Source organism: Akkermansia massiliensis (assembly GCF_018847375.1).
Classification (GTDB): Bacteria; Verrucomicrobiota; Verrucomicrobiia; order Verrucomicrobiales; family Akkermansiaceae; genus Akkermansia; species Akkermansia massiliensis.
In genome coordinates this window covers 2,616,842-2,636,859 of sequence record NZ_CP072036.1, presented here as the reverse complement: position 1 = coordinate 2,636,859, position 20,018 = coordinate 2,616,842, and the positions used below count along the sequence as shown (strand labels likewise).

General features: G+C 56.7%; 17 protein-coding genes. 11 read left to right on the top strand and 6 right to left on the bottom strand.

Annotated features, from left to right (window positions below; all coding sequences use genetic code 11):
* Nucleotides 1-75 precede the first annotated feature (75 nt).
* The 6 genes from J5W70_RS10990 to J5W70_RS10965 all read left to right on the top strand — a co-directional run bounded on the left by J5W70_RS10990 (nt 76) and on the right by J5W70_RS10965 (nt 10,213).
* Complete coding sequence (locus J5W70_RS10990) at nt 76-867, top strand: LamG domain-containing protein (RefSeq protein WP_022398261.1); 792 nt, start codon at nt 76-78, stop codon at nt 865-867.
* Nucleotides 868-951: 84 nt separating this feature from the next.
* Nucleotides 952-4,329: a beta strand repeat-containing protein gene (locus J5W70_RS10985; protein WP_022398260.1), complete on the top strand. Its 3,378-nt coding sequence runs from the start codon at nt 952-954 to the stop codon at nt 4,327-4,329.
* 23 nt (nt 4,330-4,352) lie between these two features.
* Nucleotides 4,353-5,795, top strand: a complete 1,443-nt coding sequence (locus tag J5W70_RS10980) for a glycosyl hydrolase family 18 protein (protein WP_022398259.1) — start codon at nt 4,353-4,355, stop codon at nt 5,793-5,795.
* 154 nt (nt 5,796-5,949) lie between these two features.
* Nucleotides 5,950-6,867 (top strand): dihydrodipicolinate synthase family protein, encoded by a 918-nt coding sequence (locus tag J5W70_RS10975; protein WP_022398258.1) that lies wholly within the window; start codon nt 5,950-5,952, stop codon nt 6,865-6,867.
* Between the two features lie 15 nt (nt 6,868-6,882).
* Entirely contained in the window at nt 6,883-8,064 is a 1,182-nt protein-coding gene (locus tag J5W70_RS10970) for an AGE family epimerase/isomerase (RefSeq protein ID WP_022398257.1), read from the top strand.
* 337 nt (nt 8,065-8,401) lie between these two features.
* Nucleotides 8,402-10,213 (top strand): GmrSD restriction endonuclease domain-containing protein, encoded by a 1,812-nt coding sequence (locus J5W70_RS10965; RefSeq protein ID WP_022398256.1) that lies wholly within the window; start codon nt 8,402-8,404, stop codon nt 10,211-10,213.
* Nucleotides 10,214-10,249: 36 nt separating this feature from the next.
* Here J5W70_RS10965 and J5W70_RS10960 read toward each other — a convergent pair whose 3' ends face one another.
* Together J5W70_RS10960 and J5W70_RS10955 are read right to left on the bottom strand one after the other, a co-directional pair.
* Nucleotides 10,250-10,864: an aminotransferase class IV gene (locus J5W70_RS10960; protein ID WP_022398255.1), complete on the bottom strand. Its 615-nt coding sequence runs from the start codon at nt 10,862-10,864 to the stop codon at nt 10,250-10,252.
* The gene (locus J5W70_RS10955; RefSeq protein ID WP_022398254.1) at nt 10,845-11,861 is read right to left on the bottom strand and encodes an aminodeoxychorismate synthase component I; all 1,017 of its coding nucleotides are present in this window, start codon (nt 11,859-11,861) and stop codon (nt 10,845-10,847) included. Before J5W70_RS10955 ends, J5W70_RS10960 begins: the two co-directional genes overlap by 20 nt.
* A 30-nt stretch (nt 11,862-11,891) precedes the next feature.
* On the opposite strand from J5W70_RS10955, the gene J5W70_RS10950 reads away from it, so the two are divergent.
* Nucleotides 11,892-12,542, top strand: coding sequence for an anthranilate synthase component II (locus J5W70_RS10950; protein ID WP_022398253.1), 651 nt, complete (start codon nt 11,892-11,894; stop codon nt 12,540-12,542).
* 84 nt (nt 12,543-12,626) lie between these two features.
* Nucleotides 12,627-13,763, top strand: coding sequence for an NADH:flavin oxidoreductase (locus J5W70_RS10945; RefSeq protein WP_022398252.1), 1,137 nt, complete (start codon nt 12,627-12,629; stop codon nt 13,761-13,763).
* Between the two features lie 47 nt (nt 13,764-13,810).
* Here J5W70_RS10945 and J5W70_RS10940 read toward each other — a convergent pair whose 3' ends face one another.
* From J5W70_RS10940 to ybaK, 4 genes are all read right to left on the bottom strand, one after another.
* Nucleotides 13,811-14,503 (bottom strand): YwaF family protein, encoded by a 693-nt coding sequence (locus J5W70_RS10940; protein ID WP_215832819.1) that lies wholly within the window; start codon nt 14,501-14,503, stop codon nt 13,811-13,813.
* A gap of 10 nt (nt 14,504-14,513) precedes the next feature.
* Nucleotides 14,514-15,005, bottom strand: coding sequence for a pyridoxamine 5'-phosphate oxidase family protein (locus J5W70_RS10935; RefSeq protein WP_022398250.1), 492 nt, complete (start codon nt 15,003-15,005; stop codon nt 14,514-14,516).
* The gene (locus J5W70_RS10930) at nt 15,002-15,718 is read right to left on the bottom strand and encodes a glutamine amidotransferase (RefSeq protein WP_022398249.1); all 717 of its coding nucleotides are present in this window, start codon (nt 15,716-15,718) and stop codon (nt 15,002-15,004) included. The genes J5W70_RS10935 and J5W70_RS10930 overlap by 4 nt, the downstream gene beginning before the upstream one ends.
* Nucleotides 15,719-15,814: 96 nt before the next feature.
* Nucleotides 15,815-16,318 (bottom strand): Cys-tRNA(Pro) deacylase, encoded by a 504-nt coding sequence (ybaK, locus tag J5W70_RS10925; protein WP_022398248.1) that lies wholly within the window; start codon nt 16,316-16,318, stop codon nt 15,815-15,817.
* A gap of 244 nt (nt 16,319-16,562) precedes the next feature.
* Between ybaK and J5W70_RS10920 the strand changes: the two genes are divergently transcribed.
* From J5W70_RS10920 to J5W70_RS10910, 3 genes are all read left to right on the top strand, one after another.
* Nucleotides 16,563-17,984 (top strand): cytidylate kinase family protein, encoded by a 1,422-nt coding sequence (locus J5W70_RS10920; RefSeq protein WP_022398247.1) that lies wholly within the window; start codon nt 16,563-16,565, stop codon nt 17,982-17,984.
* Nucleotides 17,985-18,434: 450 nt separating this feature from the next.
* Nucleotides 18,435-19,127 carry a GDSL-type esterase/lipase family protein gene (locus J5W70_RS10915; RefSeq protein ID WP_102728834.1) on the top strand — a complete coding sequence of 231 codons (693 nt, stop codon included), beginning with the start codon at nt 18,435-18,437 and terminating at the stop codon, nt 19,125-19,127.
* A 355-nt stretch (nt 19,128-19,482) separates the two neighbouring features.
* On the top strand, nt 19,483-19,920 hold the full coding sequence (locus J5W70_RS10910; RefSeq protein ID WP_022398245.1) for a pyrimidine dimer DNA glycosylase/endonuclease V: 438 nt from the start codon (nt 19,483-19,485) through the stop codon (nt 19,918-19,920).
* Nucleotides 19,921-20,018: the final 98 nt, after the last annotated feature.

Here is a 20,018-nt window from a genome sequence, read left to right as displayed (position 1 = left end):
GTTATTGAATTTGAAGCGGTCTTCCGGATTGTAAATCCGATACTGGCTCCATTCAGTAATTTTTTTAATAATTTCATGAAATCCTCTCTGTATCTTACGATGTTCCTGCTTTGCTCAGGGTTGGGAGCCCAGGCCGCCACATTGAAATATTTTTATGATTTCAACAAGCTTGACGGAAACCTGTCATCTTTAAATGACAATAATCTGGCCGGCCCAAATGCGGGCAACGCCACGTTCAGCGGATCAGGCTGGATGAATTATACCGATGGCTATGAAGGCCGGGGCTATGATAGCCGCACGAACGGCGGACAATTGACGCTGGGCTCCTCCAGTACGGGACTGGGGCTGAATGCTACGGAAGGTTTCAGCCTTTCCATTGCCGTCAAGGACTACTCCCCCGGCAATACATCGTCCTCGGCTATATGGAAAAGCATCCTGACCTTCACATCCGGCAACAGCCAGAACATGTACCTCCAGAAGGATTCCGGCGACGCCTCCACCGCCGGGGCATGGGCGGCCTATTGCGGCGGAAACGTGGGCAACTGGGCCAACCTGACGATTTCCAGGGATTCCTTTTCCAACATCATCATCACCTTCCAGAACGGGGAATTGAACATTTATCTGGACGGGCAGAAGAAAATCACGGCCTCCGGAGTCAATTTCACCGGAGACGTGCAGTCACTCAAGCTGGCGTCCACCGCCAATACGACCATGGATGACCTCCAATTATATGCCGGTGTCCTGAATGACGGGGAAATAGCCGCGCTGGCGGCCAACCCCGCCCTTCCCGTTCCGGAACCCGCCACGGCCACACTGAGCCTGCTGGGGCTGGTTTCCCTATCGTGCATGCGCCGCCGCCGGGGTTAAGTCCCCTGATTTTTTTTAAGGGAAAACAAGTTCGTTCTTGTTTTCCCTTTTTTATTCACTATCACTCTATCTGTTAGAACCTACATGAAAATTACCGCACTGTTCTTCGGCGTGTTCGCCGGCTGTCTCTCCTGCATCCCGGCCCATGCGGCGGACTACCTCTGGAATGGAGGAAACGGCTCCTGGACGGATTCCGGAGCGTGGCGGCTGGATGATTCCTCCGCCGACTGGAGCAATGGAAATACGGCCCAATTCCAGACGGATTCCTCCATCACAGTAGGAAGCGGAATCTCTGCGTCCGAAATGCTTTACAACGGTGCGGCCATCACGCTGAACGGAGGTTCCCTTACCCTGACGGGCGCGGCTGCCGGGAACAACGGAGGTTCCGCCACTCTTTCCAATACCGGGCTGATTCTGGACGCCCCCAATGCGGAAGACTCCTATGAAGTCCGGGATACCAGCCTCACCGGCTCCGCCACGCTCGCCAAGACAGGCGCCGGAACGGTTACCCTGGATGGAGCGCATACGGCCAGCGGCGTCTGGAACATCAACGCGGGCACCCTGGTTTTCACCGGGGAAAGAAACATCACCGCCAGTGACAACAACCGGATTAACGGAAAAATCAACATTGCCTCCGGAGCCGTGCTGGATGCCAGCAACGGCCGCCTGTTTCATAACGGCGTTTATACAGCCAATTTCCAGTCTCCCACCATTACGCTGAACGGAGGAACGCTCAAACTGAACCAGTTCGGGTATGACTCCGCCTCCCTGGGCAAGCTGCACAACAATTTTTACGCCCTTAAATTCGCTTCCGGAACCTCCAGCCGCATCGTCATTTCCCAGGGCTATGAATCCGGAGGCACGGCCAGCCGCGGCATTTACATCGCCGGCTGGGGCACGACGGCCACCATTGAACTGGGAGCCAACCAGACCCTTACATGGACTTCCTCCAATGCGCAGAACCAGGATGCCATTGTCTGCGAAACCGGAGCCGGCAGTGCGCTGGCGCTCGCCATCGGAGAAAATTCCGTACTCTACTTCAACCAGGTTTTTGCCAATAAAAACACGTCCGGCGAATACGGAGACCCCACCACCGCCAACTTCTCCGGCCTGAGCCTCATTAAATCCGGCGCCGGAGAGCTGGTCATCCAGAGGGCCAATACGATTTCCTCCGGCCGCACGGTCCGCGTGGATGCGGGCAAGCTGACGCTGGAGGTGGACAACGCCTTCGGCGCCGGCAGCAATCTGGGCAACGTAAGCATCGCTTCCGGAGCCCTGTTCTCCATGAACGGCCACACTCTTGCCAATGTCATTGACGTCCAGGACGGAGCCACGCTGGACATGGGCGGCAGCTCCTATGCCAGCATGGTCAACTGGCATGAAGGCGGCATCCTCCTGAACACGGAAAACAACAAGGGCACGCTCAACATCATGACCCGAGCCGCTCTGAAACTGGGCTCCAAGGCTTGGGCGGGAAGCGTGCTGACGGATACGGATACCGTTTTTACGCTCACGGCGGACCAGAATCTGGGAGCCCTGGGAGCAAACGTCAACTGCTGGACAGGCGGCCGCGGGTATAACAACACCCTCCAGAGCATCACCTTCACGGGCGGCCACGGAATCAACATTGACAACTACGGAGCCAAGTGGGCCGTCATTCTCTCGGAAAACGTCACCTTCCAGGACATCGGCAGCCTGACCTTCTCCAACAATGCCGCCGACATGTCCAATACAGAGGCCCTTTACGGCGCGGGGGCCATTGCCGCCAATGATACGGTCGCCTTCAGCAACACCGGAGCCCTTACGTTCAGCAACAACAGCGTGAGCGCGGATTCCGGCGCTTCCGGCGGAGCCATTTACGCCTCCGGAGGAGCCTCCTTCACCAGCACGGGCGCCATCAGCTTCTCCGGCAACTCCGCCATGACCCACGGGGGCGCCATCCATACGGGAGGCACCACGGGCAGCCTCACCTTCTCCGACATCTCGGAAAACATCTCCTTCTCCGGAAATACGGCCGGAGAAAACGGCGGCGCCATCAATAACGATTACGAAACCGTGGAATGGTCCAGCGTGGGCCACGTGGCCTTCTCCGGCAACCTGGCGGAGGCGGGCGCGGGAGGCGCCATCTGGTCCGGCGGGGACGTAACGGTCAATACCGCCGCCTCCTTCAGCATGACGGGCAACGAGGCCCGGGACGGCGGCGGGGGCGCCATCTATTCGGATGGAAACGTCACCTTCTCCGGCGTGGGGGCCCTGACCTTTTCAGACAACCACGCATCCACCTACGGGGGCGCCATCGGAGCCTACGGGGACATCACCATCTCCGATTCCGGCGCCGCCTCCTTCTCCGGCAACACAGCTTATGAAGGGGGAGCCCTGGACGCCTACAACGTTGCCATTTCCGGCAACACCGGGACGGTGCTGTTTGAAAACAACAGTGCGGAAAACGCCGGAGGCGCCATCAACCTGCAGGGAGGAGGCTCCATTTCCCTGACGGCGGACCAGGCGGACATCATCTTCCGCGGAAACACAGTCCAGGACGGAAGCGTTTACAACGCCATCCATTTCAACGACGGCGCCATGGCTTCTTTCAATGCGGCGGACAACCGCCGGATCCTCTTTGAAGACGGCCTCAGCTCCCAGGACGAATCTGTCGTGGACATCAGCGTCAATGACGCCGCCGGGGCCGGAGGCACGGTCGCCATGTCTGGCGCAAACAGCCAGTCCGGCATCCGGGCCAATACGACCGTGTACGGAGGCACCTTTTCCGTCAGCAGCGGGGCAACCTACGGCTACCATTCCGCAGACTGGAGCACGGAAGAAGCGCGAACCTCCTTCACCGTAAGCGGAGGAAGCCTCCACATTGGCGAACAGGCCGCCCTGAATGCGGCGGACGTGAGGCTGGAGGACGGAACGGAGCTGTCCGTCATGGGAACCGGCAGCCTGAATGCAGACACGCTGACGCTGGGAAACAACGTCTCCATCCTCGGAACGGGCGAAGGCAGCTTCTCCATCACTGCCAATGCCATTGATATTTCCAACGGAATCACGATTGACCTCTCCCGCGGCTCCATGATCAGCCTGGAACTGCATGCGGACACCCTGACGCTGGGAGGGACGCTGGCCTTGGGCGACGACCAGGTGGACTACACCTCCTCCATCTGGCAGAGGGACCAGTCCTACCTGGTCATGGATGCGTCCGGCGTCACGAACATGGACGGGACTTTCTCTGAAATCCTCTCCTCCCTCTCCAACTCCGCCACCATCACGGTGGGGAATCTGGGGCTGGAAGGCTATGACCCCTCTCTGGAACTGGGGCGCTGGGAACTGCGCTGGGACGAAGGAAACGCCCTCCATCTGGACTGGATTTCCAATGGCCTGGTAGTCCCGGAACCCGCTACCTCCCTTCTGCTTCTCCTGGCGGCAGGCGGCCTGCTCGCCGTCAGGAAGCGCACTATCTAACAACCGCCATCTCTTAATAAAACATGAACAGTACCTTTAAAACCTGCATGTGCGCCCTGGCCCTGGGCCTGTCCGGCGCTGTCCCCCTGTACGCGGCTTCCGCCACGGCAGCCTGTGAACAAACGCACTCCATCCTTTATGCGGGCGCGGACAGCCAGGCCATCATGAAGATCAAGGTGACCGTTACGGAAACCAGCCAGATCCTGAAGGGAATGACCTTCTCCATGGCCGGAACCACCTCCGTCTCCGACATCGCGAAGGCCCGGATTTTCTACTCCGGCGCCACTCCCTACTTCTCCCCGAACGCGGAGCAGGCCAACCGGAGGGCCATCCCCGTCCTCAACACCATCTCCAAGGGGGCCAAAACCTTCCAATTCGAGGGAAGCCACGCGCTCTCCGCAGGAGACAACTACTTCTGGCTGTGCGTGGACCTCAACCCCCGCGCGCGAGGGTTGAACAAGGTGGACGCCTCCTGCACGGGCGTGGCCCTGCTGGAGGACTCCAATGTAGCGGTCGCCAATCCTTCCCCGGAAGGCTGCGCGGAGGTGTATCCCTACCAATTCCGCGTGGTGCCCTACTACCGCAACACCAACCTGATGCAGTGGAACCCCAACCACCTGACCGCCCAGCACTTCAAATCATTCACGGACCTCATTTACTTCAACGTGGGATGTGACACGGAAGGAAACCTGACGGGGCAGAACAACGCCCAGTTCCTGAATGGCCTGGACAAGCTTAAAAACCTTCGCGGAACGGCGGGCAGCAAGATCATTCTGGGCGTGGCCCACTGTGACGGAGGGTTGACGGCTTTCACGGGAAATGCGGAAAAAAGGCGGCAGTTCGCGTACCAGCTCGTTTCCTTCGCCAGGGAAAAGGGATTTGACGGAATAGACATTGACTGGGAATACCCGGACAACGGCACGGAGTGGTACAACTTCTGCCTGCTGCTGGGAGAAGTGCGCTCCGCCATGGGAGCCAGCGGCATGTCCCTGAGCGCGGCGATCAATCCGTACTACCTGGCGCCCACCAGTGAAATGATGGACCTGCTGGACTTCGTCAACGTCATGAGCTATGACCGCGCCGGACAGCACTCCACCTATCCGGACATGCTCACGGACATCGAAGCCATCCGCAGGAAAAACATTCCGGACTGCAAAATCGTCGTCGGCCTGCCGTTCTACACCAACGAGACGCGCTCCAACCGCAACTGGGACGCCCAGAAAGGCTATTCCAACGTCGTCCAGCTCTACCCCAACATCGCCCCCGGCACGGACCTCTGCGCCATCGACGGCCAGCAGCACTACTTTAACGGCATCACCACGATTAAGAAAAAATGCCAGTACGTAAAAACCCAGAAGCTGGGCGGCGTGATGATCTGGTGTTATGATGGAGATTTGCTGCTGACGCACGCGAAATCCCTGGCAAAAGCCATGTATTCCATCATCAAGCAACAGGCTGTCCGCTAATGTTTTGAAGCATCTCTTGCTCCGGCGCGCATTCTTTTTTGGAGAACGCGCGTTTTTTTATGTGGTCTTTTTTGATTCAAAAGGATTCAGGGGTTGTCTTTCCCAAGATGATTTGTAATCATTTCCCCGAATTATTTTCATATCACTACACAATATGAACACGTCATTGAAACTCCACGGCCTGGTGGCCGCCGTACACACTCCGTTCAAGGCGGACGGTTCCCTGAATCCTTCCAGCGTTGACGCCCAGGCCAGGCTGCTTGCCTCCCAGGGCATCAAGCTGGCTTTCATTACCGGAAGCACTGGTGAATCCTCCTCCATGCAGCTTGAAGAACGAAAGGAAATCTACTCCGCCTGGAAGGAAGCTTCCGCCAAGTACGGCGTGGACGTCATCGCCCATACCGGTTCCAACAGCGTCTGGGACGCCCGCGAACTGGCCGCCTTTGCCCAGGAATGCGGATTCGTGGCGACCAGCTCCCTTGCCCCCTCCTACTACAAGCCAGGCACTGTCCAGCGTCTGGTGGAATGCTGCGCCTTCGCCGCTTCCGGCGCTCCCGACCTGCCCTATTACTATTACGACATTCCCGTGCTGACGGGCGTGCGTTTCAATCCGGTAGACTTCATCAAGCTGGCCAAGGAACAGATCCCGAACTTTGCGGGCATCAAATTCACCAATCCGGACCTGGCCCTGTACCAGACCACGTTGAACTACGACGAAAACGTGGACATCCCCTGGGGCGTGGACGAATGGTTCACGGGAGCCCTCTCCGTAGGCGCCAAGGGCGCTGTGGGAAGTTCCTTCAACTTTGCCCCGGCCCTGTACCAGAAACTCATGAAATCCTTTGCAGAAGGCGACGTGGAAACGGCGCGCGACTGCCAGTGGAAATCCGTGCAGATGATCAACATCCTGGCCTCCAAGGGCTACATGGGCTGCGCCAAGGCCCTGATGGGCTGGCTGGGCGTTGACCTGGGTCCCGCCCGCCTGCCGCAGGGCAACCCCACCGCGGAACAGCTCAAGGAACTCCGCTCCGAGCTGGAAGCCATCGGCTTCTTCCAGTGGTCCATGAACTAAACCGCTTTCCCTCTTATGGCTGCAACACTTGACCTGACCACCCTGGGCGCATTCTACCGCCGCCAGCTTCTGGAAGACGTTCTGCCGTTCTGGTTCCCGCGCGCTTACGACGAAAAGAACGGGGGCCTCTACCACTGCTTTGACGCGGACGGCACCCTGGTGGACACGGACAAATCCGTGTGGGCCCAGGGCCGCATGGCCTGGATGCTGCTGACCATGTACAACAGCATTGAGAAAAACCCGGACTGGCTCAAATGGGCGGAAAGCGCCCTGAACTTCCTGACGGCGAAATGCGTGGACCCTGCCGACGGCCGCATGTACTTCCATGTGGAGGCGGACGGCACCCCCATCCGCAAGCGCCGCTATGCGTACAGCGAATCCTTTGCCGCCATCGCCTTTGCCGCCCATGCGAAAGCTGCAGGAAATGAAGAATCCGCAAAAGCCGCGCGCCACTGGTTCGACGTCTTTACGGACATCTGCTTCACCCCCGGCAAGATGGTTCCCAAATTCACCGGGAACCGTCCCACGACGGGACTGGGAACACGCATGATTACGCTGGCGACCGCCCAGGAACTGCGCAAGTACCTGGGTGACGAGGACGGCTTCTACACCGGATGGATCGACCGCTGCATCAACGACCTCCGCACCCTGTTCATGAAGCCGGAGCTCAAGGCCGTGATGGAAGTGGTGAGCCCTGACGGCGCCATCATCGACCACTTTGACGAACGCACGCTCAATCCCGGCCATACCATTGAGGGGGGCTGGTTCGTGCTGGAGGAAGCCCGCTTCCGCGGCAATGATCCGGAACTCATCAAGGTGGGCTGCGACATGATCGACTGGGCTTTCGCGCGCGGGTGGGACAAGGAAAACGGCGGCCTGCTCTACTTTACGGACGTGTACGGCAAGCCCGTCCAGGAATACTGGCACAACATGAAATTCTGGTGGCCGCACGACGAGGCGCTCATTGCCATGACGCTCGCCTACAAGCTCACTGGAGAGGAACGCTACGCCATCTGCCACGACATGGTGCACAACTGGGCCTTCTCCCACTTCCAGGACGTGCAGCACGGCGACTGGTTCGGCTACCTGAACAAGGACGGCTCCAGGGCAAACACCCTCAAGGGCAGCCTCTGGAAGTCCTTCTTCCACCATCCCCGCGCCATGTGGTTCTGCGCCCACTACTGCGGCGCCATTTAAGGAAAAACAAAACATATTACTCTTACTAAAAGCCGTTTGCCAAATATGACAAACGGCTTTTACTTTTTATCTATCTTTAAAATGAAGATAATAGGAAATCTCTGCTGAAAAGGCATTCCAAAAAAATCCAGTCTGTTTTTATTTTCAGAGGATCAAAAACAATTGCTCCTCCTTCTGCGGTGTTTTATGATGCCGCTAACATGCTGGGAAAAGATCTGCACATCTTTTTTCATGAAATCATATATTTCAAGCGTGAACCCAACTTCTAATATCCATGAAAAGCACTCCTCATGCTAAATAAGCTCAATAGTGGATGAAGCAATAAAAGAGAAATATCATGACCGGTGAAAAATTCACGTTGATGCAATATTCCGTCAGCGCCGTCTTGGGGCTGATAGAAGCGGAAGATTTCGTTATACCAGAAATTCAGCGCCCCTTTGTCTGGAAACGAAGCCAAGTACGGGATTTAATTGATTCCTTATATAACGGCTACCCTACGGGCTATATCATTACTTGGAAGAATCCTGACGTGAAAACCAAGGATGGAGGAAAAGCCAACGGAAAAAAAGTACTTATCGACGGACAGCAACGTGTAACCGCCCTGATGGCCGCTATCGCCGGCAAAGAAGTCCTGGATGAAGATTTTAATAAAGACCGCGTCAAAATCGCCTTCAATCCTCTTGCTGATGATCCGAGCAAGCGTTTTGCGGTTCAAGACGCTTCTCATTTAAAAGACAAACGATGGATACCGGATATTTCCATCGTATTTGATGCCGATTTCGATGCGTTCGAGTTCTCCGTTGAATATTGTACCATCAATGAAGGAATCAAACCCAACATAATCAATAAATCCATTGCCTCTCTAAAAGGAATCGCCAACAGGCAAATTGGCGTGATTGAGCTGGATGCTACATTGGATATTGATGAAGTAACTGAAATTTTCATTCGTATCAATTCCAAAGGAACGTCTCTCAGCCAATCAGACTTTGTCATGTCCAAGATGGCCGCGGACATGGAACATGAAGGCAGTATGATGCGTAAAACAGTGGACTATTTCTGCCATCTGGCCGTGAAACCTGATTTTTACTCCTTATTGGTACGTGATGAGGAATTCCAGAATTCCAAGTATGCGGATAAAATCAAGTGGCTGGCTCATGATTATGATGACATTTACGATCCCGATTACGGCGATATGCTACGGGTATCATTCATGCACCAGTTCCGCAGAGGAAAACTTGCTGATTTGGTCAGCTTATTGTCCGGGAGGGATTTCGAAACCAAGGAATACCGGGATGATATCGTAGCGGAATCCTACCGGAAACTGGATGCCGGCATTGTACAATTTATCAACCAGCACAATTTTACACAATTTGTAATGGCCCTTAAGGGTGCGGGCTTTGTCTCCAGCAAACAGTTGAATTCACAAATGACGTTGGATTTTGCTTACACTTTGTATCTGATGCTGCGGAGTGATCCAACCATTCCAAACGAACAAATCAAACGGCATGTTCAAAAATGGTTCGTCCTCTCCACCCTAACTTCAAGATACATCGGATCTCCGGAGACGCAGATGGACCGTGATATGCGCAATATCGAAGAAAAAGGCTTCCTGAATTTCAAAACAGAAGTGGAGGCCTCTGCCCTATCGGAAACATTTTGGACGGTTACGCTGCCTCAGAACCTGGAAACGTCTTCTGTAAACAGTCCCGCCTTCAATACCTTCCTTGCTGCTCAAATTAACCTGAATTGCAATTCCCTGCTGATGAAAGGGACTAAAGTCTCCGATCTCATTACCATTTCAGGAGACGTGCACCATATTTTTCCGCGCAATTATCTGAAAAAGAACGGCATTGATAATAAGACAAAATATAATCAGGTAGCCAATTATATCTATCTTGATACGCAGGTAAATAAAGCCATTGGAGACGATCCTCCCTCTGTCTATTTTGCCAAAGTACAAGAGCAATGCGGGACTAAAGCCATTACACTCGGAAATATTTCCGACGAAGAAATGCTTTACCGCAATCTGGAGGAAAACAGTATCCCTCAAAATATTGTCAGCATGGATATAAGTGATTACGAATCATTCCTTCAAGAACGCCGCAAACTGATGGCGAAGCTGATGCAACGGTATTATCAGGAATTGTAGATCATGCTCCTGTAATATATAAATTTATAAAACCGGTTAAGGATAGACGATATCCTCCGTCCGCACCACCACGTCGCCGGGGTCCAGCATGGCGTTAATCAGGGAACAGAAGCGGAATTTTTTTATATCCTCCGCTTTGATGGAAAGCTCTTCAATGGCTCCGCACGCCAGCAGGAATGCGCGCTTGGTGCCGGGAAGCAGAAAAGTTTCCGGAGTCACCCAGGAGGAGCCGTCCCCGAACACGACGTTGCTGTACCGCGTATCCGTCACCTGCCCGTGCCGGAGGATCAGCACTTCTTCATCCTCTCCCAACCCCAGCCCTGCCGTCTGAAGCTCCGTCCGGTCCTCCCACTTGCAGAAGTAATCCAGCCGTGGATTTTCCACGCATGCCAGCCTTTTCACCAGCCGGGGACGGTAAGGTTCAAAGACGGGACGGCGCGCCTTTCCCTGCGTATCATACGTGATATGGCATTTGTAAATGCCGCGGCCTTCCGGACCCGGACAGGCCGACAGCACGGAGGCCAGATCGGGAACGGCGGAGCCTTCCGCTCCGTGAAGGTCCATGGCGGCTTCCACCCTGCGCTGGTGCCAGGGGAGCAGGCAGGGAACGCCATCCTCCCATTTGACGGTTTCAAAAATCAAACGGCACATAAACTTTGGCAATAGCTTCCCGGTATTCATCTTCCATGTGGCTCATGACGGTGATGCCGCCTCCGCTTTTGTACACCATTTCCTTTTCATCCTCTTCCATGAAGCGGATGGCGACGGCGGAATCCAAATCCCGCCCGTTGAAGAAACCGAAAATCCCGGTGTAAAACCCCCGCTCCATGTCCTCCGCCTCCGCAATGGCCCGGCAGGTGGCCTCCTTGGGCGCTCCGGTCACACTCCCGGCGGGCAGCAGCTTCAGCAGGATTTCCCCCAGGCGGGAACGCCAGTCTTCCGGCAGGCGGCCTGAAATCTCGGAACTGCATTGCAGGATGGTTCTTCCGCGCGTTTCCACCGGGCTGATGTAGCGGTAGCGCCTGACTTGCACATCTGCCGCCACCATGGAGAGATCATTGCGCATCAGGTCCACAATGGTGGCGGATTCCCGGTTTTCCTTTTCATCCGTCTCCAGCCAGTCGCAGGCTTCCTGCGTGGCGGCAGGAGCCGTTCCCTTCATCGGAAACGTGGAAATGGACCGCCCGCGTACCGTGACAAACGGTTCCGGAGAGAAGCAGACGCAGCCGCGGCCATGCACGCCGGGAACACGGGCGTCCGGCCCCAGCAGCATCCGGTAGGGAGCCCGTGCGAACCGGAACAGATGGCGCAGCGTCAGGTTGGTTTCCACGGGGGTCGCCACGCATAAATTCAGCAGGTAGGAGTCCCCCCTCATCAGATGGTTCCGGACGGAGGCGAAGGACGCCGCATACCGGGCCATGGAACAGGGGGAAGGGATGAACCGCAGCCGTTCCGGAAGCGGCGGCCAGTTGCCCTGCTCCCCCATGCCTCCCAGCGGCAGGGAAAAAGCCGCCATACGTTCGTGCCCCGTTTCCGGAAGCTCAAACAGGAGGTTGTGCTCCAGATCATGGGAGATCACAAAGAAGAACGGACGTTCCGCACGGCCCAGGGCATTCATGCGGAGGATGGTTTCTTCCCGTGTGTACATTGGCGGGAATTATTCTATCATGTGCGCGCCATGAGTCAACCGAACGTCTGGATCATCGACCACCGGGATTCCTTTACCTGGAATCTCGCGGAACTCGTCAGAGTGACGGGAATGGCCGTTCCGCGCGTGGTCTCCAACCTTTCGCCGGAACTGGAACAGGCGGTTCAGGCGGCAGAAAAACTCATCCTGTCCCCCGGGCCCGGAACGGTGGAGGACGAATGCCACCAGGCAACCTTCCGCCTTCTGGACCGCCTGCCCCCCTGCACTCCGGTGCTGGGCGTATGCCTGGGGCACCAGATCCTGGGCATACGCTTCGGGGCCCGGCTGGAACATCTCTCCCAGCCGCTTCACGGGGTCCGTGAACCCATACGCCGGACGGAGAGCTGCCCCCTTCTGGAGGGGCTGCCGGAGGAATTCCCCGCAGGCCTATACCATTCCTGGCGTCTTGCCGCCACTCCCTGGCCGGAGGAACTGGTCGTCACCGCAAGGGATTCCGGGGGAAACATCCAGGCCATTCGCCACAGGTCCCGCCCCCTTTACGGCATCCAGTTTCATCCGGAATCCATCCTGACGCCGGACGGGAAGTCCCTGCTCCGGAATTTCCTGTCTCTTCCGGCAAATGCGGTTGAGGGGAGTCCTGCCTCAAACGAATCAATGATCCACAGCCAGCATCAGGGATGAACGGGAGGATGCCGGAAAGTGTCTCATACCTGTATCATCCCGGCCCATATCCGGGCCGCTTCAGATATAACGCCTTTTATTCTCATGAACGCACAGGACGAACTCAAGATCAGGGACATGGAAATTCTGTTCCAGCCTTTTCATTCACGCAAGCTCGACACTCCCACCCGCATCGTTCTCCCGGCCATGACCCGGGGATTTTCTCCCAGCGGGGTTCCTACGGACCAGGTGGCCGCGTATTACAAGAGCCGGGCAAAACATGAAGTAGGGCTCATCATCACGGAGGGCACCTTTATTGACGAACCCAGCGCCTCCCCTTCCTCCAATTACCCCAATTTCTTCGGCGGGGCCTCCCTGCGGGGATGGAAAAAGGTGTTGGAAGCCGTTCATACCACGGATTGCAAAATAGCCCCCCAGCTTTGGCACGTGGGCATGGCCCGGCCCTTCAAGGGAGAGAACCTGCCCAATCCGGAACTGCCTCCCATCGGACCATCCGGAATTGACGTGAACACGCTGGAACAAACGGCGGAGCCCATGAGCATCGCCAAGATTGAAGAAGTCATCGACGCTTTCGCGCGCGCCGCGGCGGATGCCAAACGGCTGGGCTTTGACGGTGTGGAACTGCATGGAGCGCACGGCTACCTGATCGACCAGTTTTTCTGGAAGGAGACCAACAGGCGCACGGACGAATACGGCGGAGACCTGGTGGGCCGCACCCGTTTTGCCAGCAGCATTGTCCATGCCGTACGCAAGGCGGTCGGCAGCCAGTTCCCCATCATCTTCCGCTTCTCCCAATGGAAAACCGGCCATTACGATGCCAAGCTGGCGCACACCCCCGTGGAACTGGAAGATTTTCTGACACCCCTGACGGAAGCGGGCGTGGACATTTTTGACTGTTCCACGCGCCGGTTCTGGGAACCGGAGTTTGAAGGTTCCCGCCTCAACCTGGCCGGCTGGACCAAGAAGCTTACTGGAAAGCCCTCCATCTCCGTCGGTTCCGTGGGACTCAAGGGGGATTTTACGAATGCCTTTGACGGCGGCCCGGAAGCGGAGGCCGCCAGTGTGGAACCACTGGTGGAACGGCTGAAAGCCGGGGAGTTCGACCTCATTGCCGTAGGGCGCGCCCTGCTGGCGGATGCGGAATGGGCGGAAAAGATACGCCATGCCCGTGAAAAGGACATCCACCTGTTCACGAAGGAAGACCTGAAAACGCTGAAATAGGAACCGATGGGGCTCCGGATATGGGAAACGCTGTGCCCACGCCCTGCCTACTTTTCCCTGATGCGGACAGTCAGGTACAGCAGCCGCAGAATGGCCAGGGCCGGAAGCTGAAGCGTCAGCAGATACCACGGAGCGGGGCCGAAATATTCCAGCACGGTCCCGGCCGGAGCATACCGGGTAAAACCGTAATTCGTTCCGAGCCACACGTTCACCGGAATAATCAGAAGCAGGTAGGCGTCGCACAGGCCCAGCGTTTTCACGTCATCCCACGGACGCGCGCGCCATCCCAAGACGACGGGAAGATAAAGGGCGGAAATCAATAAAAGCCCGTGCCCCACAAAGAAGGCGAAGAACGCGGCGGAGGGAAAGCCGTCGTGAAGCATGGGGGTAATCAGCCCCTGGACGCTCGCCGTCAGCACGCCGAAATACGCCACGGCGCACGCCCAGGGCTTGCGGAACCACAGGGCAATAAAGCACACCAGCGTCATCAGGCTGCAAAAGTGCAGCGGAAGCCTGTCCTGCCAGGGCTCCCAGTGTTCCCTAACAATGCGCCCGAACGTTTCAATCAGGAAGGTCAGCAGGAAGACGGCGCCCAGCGCCTTCCCGATTAGCACGCGTTTTTCCATCCTGAGCCTCCGGCAGCCCCACAGGAGCCCCCCCGCGGCCAGAGCCACGACGCCCAGGGCCGCCCAGTGCGGCAGGCTCCAGCGGATAAACAGGGGTGCGATTTCTCCAGACATACAAAATCCGTCAACAGGCAGGAGGAGGTTCCGGACACGCATGAAGCTTGCCGCTGATGGATTCCACCCTGAGACGCAGAACATATACGGCGCGGACCATGCCGGGGGTAAAAGCCGCCTCTCGCCCCGTCTGGTGCAGCATGATGCGGCTCAGGGCATGGATTTTTTCCTCATCCTCCCGCAGGAACTCGACGACGCCCCGGCCCATGACGCAGCCGTAGGCATAACTGTACCGGCACGGGGTATCCCCCTCCATCAGCAGATGGTCCCCGTCCATCTCAAAAGAGACCTCCGGGCGGATTTGCAGGATATCCAGCTTCCTCCCTTCCCGGGCGCAGTGGAAAAACAGATTCAGGGAACCATCCCGTTCTTCATAACCGAAATTGAGGGGCACTACGTACACCTCCCTGCCGTCCCACAATCCCAGGCGGCACACCTTGAACCGGGCGACCATATCCAGCAAATCCGCGTGCCGGACTACTTCCCTGTCTTTTCTTCTCATAAGCCGGCAGCCTCCATCCATTCATTCATGCAAAGCGCGGCGCGCCCGGCCAGCAGGGTTCCGTTCCGTACGGAAGCCGCCCGGAGCCCGCAAATATCCGTCCCGGCGGCCATCAATTCACAGGCATGCCCGGTCAGCCACTCCTCCATCCGGGAAACGTCCGCCTCCAGATGAAACTGGAGAGCCAGCGCATGCTTCCCTGCGCAAAAGGCCTGATGCGGGGTAATCTCCGTAGACGCCAGCAGACGCGCTCCGGAAGGCACGTCAAACGTATCCCCATGCCAATGCAGAACGGGTGTTCCCTCCAAATGGCGGAGAGGAGACAGGCGCCCGGCCTCCGTCAGGGATATGCGCCCCCACCCTATTTCCCTGGCCGTACCGGGATAAACCCGGGCGCCGAGGGCATGGGCCATCATTTGAGCGCCAAGGCAGACGCCCAGCAAAGGCAGTTGACGCTCCAGACGCATGCGGACCAAATCCAGCTCCGTCTTCAGATAGGGATACCGTTCCACATCCCCCACCCCCACGGGACCGCCCAGCACTACGCAACAATCAGCCCCCAGCCACTCCTGAACGGAAGGATACGGAGCGCCTGCCTGGACGTACCGGATTTGAAAACCCCTGCTCCTGAAAAGGGGCTCCAGCGTGCCGAGATCTTCAAAAGCCACATGGCAAAGGGCCAGGCAGGTACGGGAGTGAGAACGGCTACTCATGGCAACGGAGGAATGGACTGCAACAGGAATATAGAAAAAAATCCTCCGGGAAAAGCTTTTTACCGCCTTCCGTCCGCATTTCCGGGACAATGGAAATCACAACGAGGAGGGAATCTCCGCCACATCAGCAAAAGAGCCCTCAGCCGCACGGCATAAATCCACAGGGCTCAATTCAATCTGGCAGCCCAGGCGGCCGCCGCTGACCACCATCTCCGGCAGAGCCTCAGCGCTGGAATCAATCACGGCGGGATACTTCCTCTTCATTCCCAGAGCGGTGCAGCCTCCGCGCACGTACCCCGTTACGGTGGTAATATCCTTCACAGGAAGCATGGAAAGAGCCTTGGCTCCCACGGCACGCGCCGCCTTCTTCAAGGAAAGCTCCGCGCCGATGGGAATCACGAACACGTAATACTGCCGCGGCGCGCCCTCCGTCACCAGCGTCTTGTACATCTTCTCCGCCGGCAGCCCCAGAGCCTGCGCCGTATGCCACGCGTCCACAAACTCGCGGCACTCATAGGAATAATGCCTGTAAGGGACATGCAGCATATCCAGCAGGCGCATGGCGTTCGTCTTCGCCTCCTTCTCCTTCTTTTTGGACATAAGCTTGAACCGGAATGCCCCTGCAGCATAGATAAAACGGCTCCCTTTTACAAGACCGGTTCTCTTTCCTTCCCTGCTGGAAAGTACGGCGCAGCCATGAGGCCGTTCATCAGGCTATACCCACCTGCTTATGGCGGGCAACCTCAGGAACGGCAAACAACGGAGGAGGGGGAAAAGGAAAAAACCGCCTCATTCTCCCTGAACCCTTGACTTGACGCTGACAGAAAAGCTAACATCCGGTATCATGGCAGATCATCACGTCCGGAGAAGCATTGGAGAACACATCCTGCGCTGCTTCGTCCTGATCGTGGCGCTCTTCATCATGTCCCTGGGCATCGCCCTGTCCGCCAAGGCCAACCTGGGCGTCTCCCCCATCTCCTGCACGCCGTATGTGCTCAGCCTGGCGCTCCCGCTGACGATGGGAACCGTCACCATCCTGATGCATCTGAGCTTTGTCGCCGTGCAGGCGGCCCTGCTGAAAAGGCAATTCCGTCCGGCGCATCTGCTCCAGATTCCCGTCGTCTTTATCTTCGGCGCCTTGACGGACTTCTCCATGTGGCTGATGGCTCCCCTGGAACCGTCCGGATACCTCTGGTCCGTAATCCTCTGCCTGTTCAGCTGCGCCGTCATTGGATTCGGCGTCTTTCTGCAAGTCAAGGCGGATGCCGTTCTGCTGGCGGCGGAAGGCATGAGCCTGGCCTTCGTCAAACTCTTCAAATGGGAATTCGGAGCCGTTAAAACCAGTGTGGACTGCACGCTCGTCTGCATCGGCCTGGCCTGCTCCTTCATGTTCCTGCCCGGATTGACGGGCATACGGGAAGGAACCGTGGTGGCCGCCGTTCTGGTGGGCATGATCGTCCGTTTTTTCAACAGGCACGTCTTCTGGCCGGACAGGCTGCTGGAACGGCTGGCACGCCCCGGAGCCGCAGGAGAAGTCCTTCCGCTGGCGCAAACAGCCGCTTACGCGCCGGACGCCCCCCTGGTCATCTCCATTGACCGGGAATACGGCTCCGGCGGCCATGCCATCGGCAAAATGATTGCGGAGCGGCTGGGCCTTCAATTCTACGACTCGGAACTGGTCTACCTGACCGCCTCCCAAAGCGGCCTTACTCCGGACTACATCCGCAAGCACGAACAGCAGCTTTCCAGCCGCTTCCTGCATGAACTCTATGCGCAGAACTACGCTTACACGGCGGAGGAACTGCCACCGGAAGACGCCACCTTCCTGGCCCAGAGCAAAGTTATCCGGGACATCACGGCCCGGCAGGCCTGCGTCATTGTGGGGCGCTGCGCCAATTTCATCCTGAAAGGGAGGCCCAACCTGTTCAGCGTATTCCTTCATGCGGACCGGGCCACGCGCATGCAGCGCGTCACTGAAAACTACGGGGTGAAGCCTGGCGGAGCAGCCAAAGCCATGGACCTCATGGATTCCCGCCGCCGTACCCACTGCCTGCACTATACCGGGCAGGAGCTGGGCAACGCCCGCCTCTACGACTTGTGCGTCAACACGTCCGACTACGGCCTGGAACGCACGGTGGAACTGATTCTGGAAGCCATCAACACCAGAACGGAGCAATCCCCCGCCTCGGAAACGGCCCCCGTCCGGGAACCCGCGCTCCCGGAACCGGAGGCCGAGGACATCCAGGGAGAAATCTCCCTGGCCTGACAAGACCTGCAACAGGGATGTGAAGCCTTGGGCATGCCCTCTCCTGCCATATATTTCCCGGGCCTTCCGGCAAGCGTAAGGCAGAAAGACAGTTTCCGCCGCTCCTTTTCCAACAGTTTTCCACTCTCCGGGCGGTCTTCCTCCGGGGAAAACAGGATAACTTGAGCAATTCACGGCCATGGAGCATGATACCGTTTTTTACCGTTAACGGCGCGGAATGGAAAAAGAAGATAGAAAGGCGCAAACCGGGACGCTCTTGTTTACACAAAACAAGTTGAAAGCTCCCTTTCCATGAAAAAACTCCTTCTCTGTTTGTTGTTTCTCCTGATTCCGGCTGTATCGGAAGCAGCGGAGTCCCTGCCGCCCACCCTGAAACCAGAAGCCTAGCACCGGGACCATGCCTACACCTAGGAAACGCGCCATGAAGCCGTTAAGGAACGCCACCGGAACATCAAGCCGGAATACGTCTTCATCGGAGACTCCATCACGGACAACTACCGTAAGGACAACCTTCCCTGCCAGGACTTTCTGCCCATCTGGAAAAAATACTATGCTCCCTACAATGCCTTCAATGCAGGCTTCAACGGCAATACGACGGATGACGTCCTGGCAAGAATCGGGGGCAAGGGAATCCTGGACCATGTCTCCCCCAAAGTGGTCCAGATCATGATCGGCACCAATGACACGGGACGCGGCAATACGGAGGAAGAAACTTTCAACGGCATCTGCCGCGTGGTGAACAAAGTCCATTCCAAACTCCCCCATGCCTCCATTCTCCTGGTCGGCATTCTGCCCAGCGACATTTACAACTGGCACGTAGCCGCGGCAGCCTACCCGGATAAAAAATTCAAAAGGGATATGGCCGTCAATGACAGGCTGGCACGCCTCTATGCCAAAAATCCGTTTGTTACATTTCTGGACATTCGCGACGTCTTTCTGGATGGAAACGGCAAGGTGCGGGAGGAATTATTCTGTGACCCGTCAGTCGTCGTCATCAACGGGAAAAAAGCCGGCCCCCTGCACCCCAACACGGAAGGGCAGCGCCTCATGGCGGAAGCCATTCAGCCAACCCTGGCACGGCTGATGAAAAAGCATTCCAAACAGGAATCACGGAGCATTTTCCCGTTCTCCCTTCCGGAATGAGGCATGAGCCAGTGATGCAGCTTGTTTGCCATAAAGCGTTTGTCTGCCCGTGGAACAAAGAAAATTTATCCTCTGCCGTCCGGAAAAACCTTCCTGGACACGGAACCATTGACAGCCCAGGGATGACAAAACGTCTCCCTTGACCATAACAAAGAACAGGCATTTTCAGGAAGTTCAGGGTTCCGCGCATTTCTCAATAGCCATTGCCTGCAACTAAAGAATTCTGGAAAAATCTCTTGAACTGAAACGGCGGCTTTCTCACAGAACAGCCTGAAATCCATACCCTCCTCTGCAGCCTTTCGTGTGCTGCACAGGGAGAATCAACGTTGTGTGACCTTTCACAGTCCAAAAAACCATGAGACTTTGGTCACTCCACCCTTCCTATCTGGATGCCATCGGCCTGATTGCCCTGTGGAGGGAAGGCTTGCTCGCCCGGAAAGTCCTGCTGGGACAAACAAAAGGCTACACCCGCCATCCCCAGCTCATCCGTTTCCGGGAAACGGGAAATCCCCTACAAACCATGGACCTCTACCTGAAAGCCGTCCATGAAGAATCCATTCGCAGAGGCTACAGCTTTGATTTAAGCAAAATTTCTCCTTGTGCGTGCCAGCCCTCTTCCCGCCTCCTTCTCCCGGATAAACAGCTCGAATACGAATTCCATCATCTACTGAACAAACTCCGGAAAAGGTCCCCCCAGCAATATTACCTGCTACAACAAACCACATCCATTCTCCCCCATCCCCTTTTTCAAGTGGTTCCGGGCGATATTTGTACTTGGGAAAAGTACACTTAACCCCAACATCACGATTAAAATATATCTTGATAAAATGGTTGGCCCAACAAGCAAATGATGATGCATCATTGTCCATGTCGCCCCACCCTAGCGGCATT

Bases quoted from the DNA above. Each gene is read 5' to 3' on its own strand.
- J5W70_RS10940 (WP_215832819.1), bottom strand. From the start codon at position 14,503: ATGTCTGGAGAAATCGCACCCCTGTTTATCCGCTGGAGCCTGCCGCAC.
- J5W70_RS10910 (WP_022398245.1), top strand. From the start codon at position 19,483: ATGAGACTTTGGTCACTCCACCCTTCCTATCTGGATGCCATCGGCCTG.
- J5W70_RS10920 (WP_022398247.1), top strand. From the start codon at position 16,563: ATGGCAGATCATCACGTCCGGAGAAGCATTGGAGAACACATCCTGCGC.
- J5W70_RS10975 (WP_022398258.1), top strand. From the start codon at position 5,950: ATGAACACGTCATTGAAACTCCACGGCCTGGTGGCCGCCGTACACACT.
- J5W70_RS10980 (WP_022398259.1), top strand. From the start codon at position 4,353: ATGAACAGTACCTTTAAAACCTGCATGTGCGCCCTGGCCCTGGGCCTG.
- J5W70_RS10930 (WP_022398249.1), bottom strand. From the start codon at position 15,718: ATGAGTAGCCGTTCTCACTCCCGTACCTGCCTGGCCCTTTGCCATGTG.
- J5W70_RS10945 (WP_022398252.1), top strand. From the start codon at position 12,627: ATGAACGCACAGGACGAACTCAAGATCAGGGACATGGAAATTCTGTTC.
- J5W70_RS10985 (WP_022398260.1), top strand. From the start codon at position 952: ATGAAAATTACCGCACTGTTCTTCGGCGTGTTCGCCGGCTGTCTCTCC.
- J5W70_RS10960 (WP_022398255.1), bottom strand. From the start codon at position 10,864: ATGTGCCGTTTGATTTTTGAAACCGTCAAATGGGAGGATGGCGTTCCC.
- J5W70_RS10950 (WP_022398253.1), top strand. From the start codon at position 11,892: ATGAGTCAACCGAACGTCTGGATCATCGACCACCGGGATTCCTTTACC.
- J5W70_RS10965 (WP_022398256.1), top strand. From the start codon at position 8,402: ATGACCGGTGAAAAATTCACGTTGATGCAATATTCCGTCAGCGCCGTC.
- J5W70_RS10990 (WP_022398261.1), top strand. From the start codon at position 76: ATGAAATCCTCTCTGTATCTTACGATGTTCCTGCTTTGCTCAGGGTTG.
- J5W70_RS10935 (WP_022398250.1), bottom strand. From the start codon at position 15,005: ATGAGAAGAAAAGACAGGGAAGTAGTCCGGCACGCGGATTTGCTGGAT.
- ybaK (WP_022398248.1), bottom strand. From the start codon at position 16,318: ATGTCCAAAAAGAAGGAGAAGGAGGCGAAGACGAACGCCATGCGCCTG.
- J5W70_RS10955 (WP_022398254.1), bottom strand. From the start codon at position 11,861: ATGTACACACGGGAAGAAACCATCCTCCGCATGAATGCCCTGGGCCGT.
- J5W70_RS10970 (WP_022398257.1), top strand. From the start codon at position 6,883: ATGGCTGCAACACTTGACCTGACCACCCTGGGCGCATTCTACCGCCGC.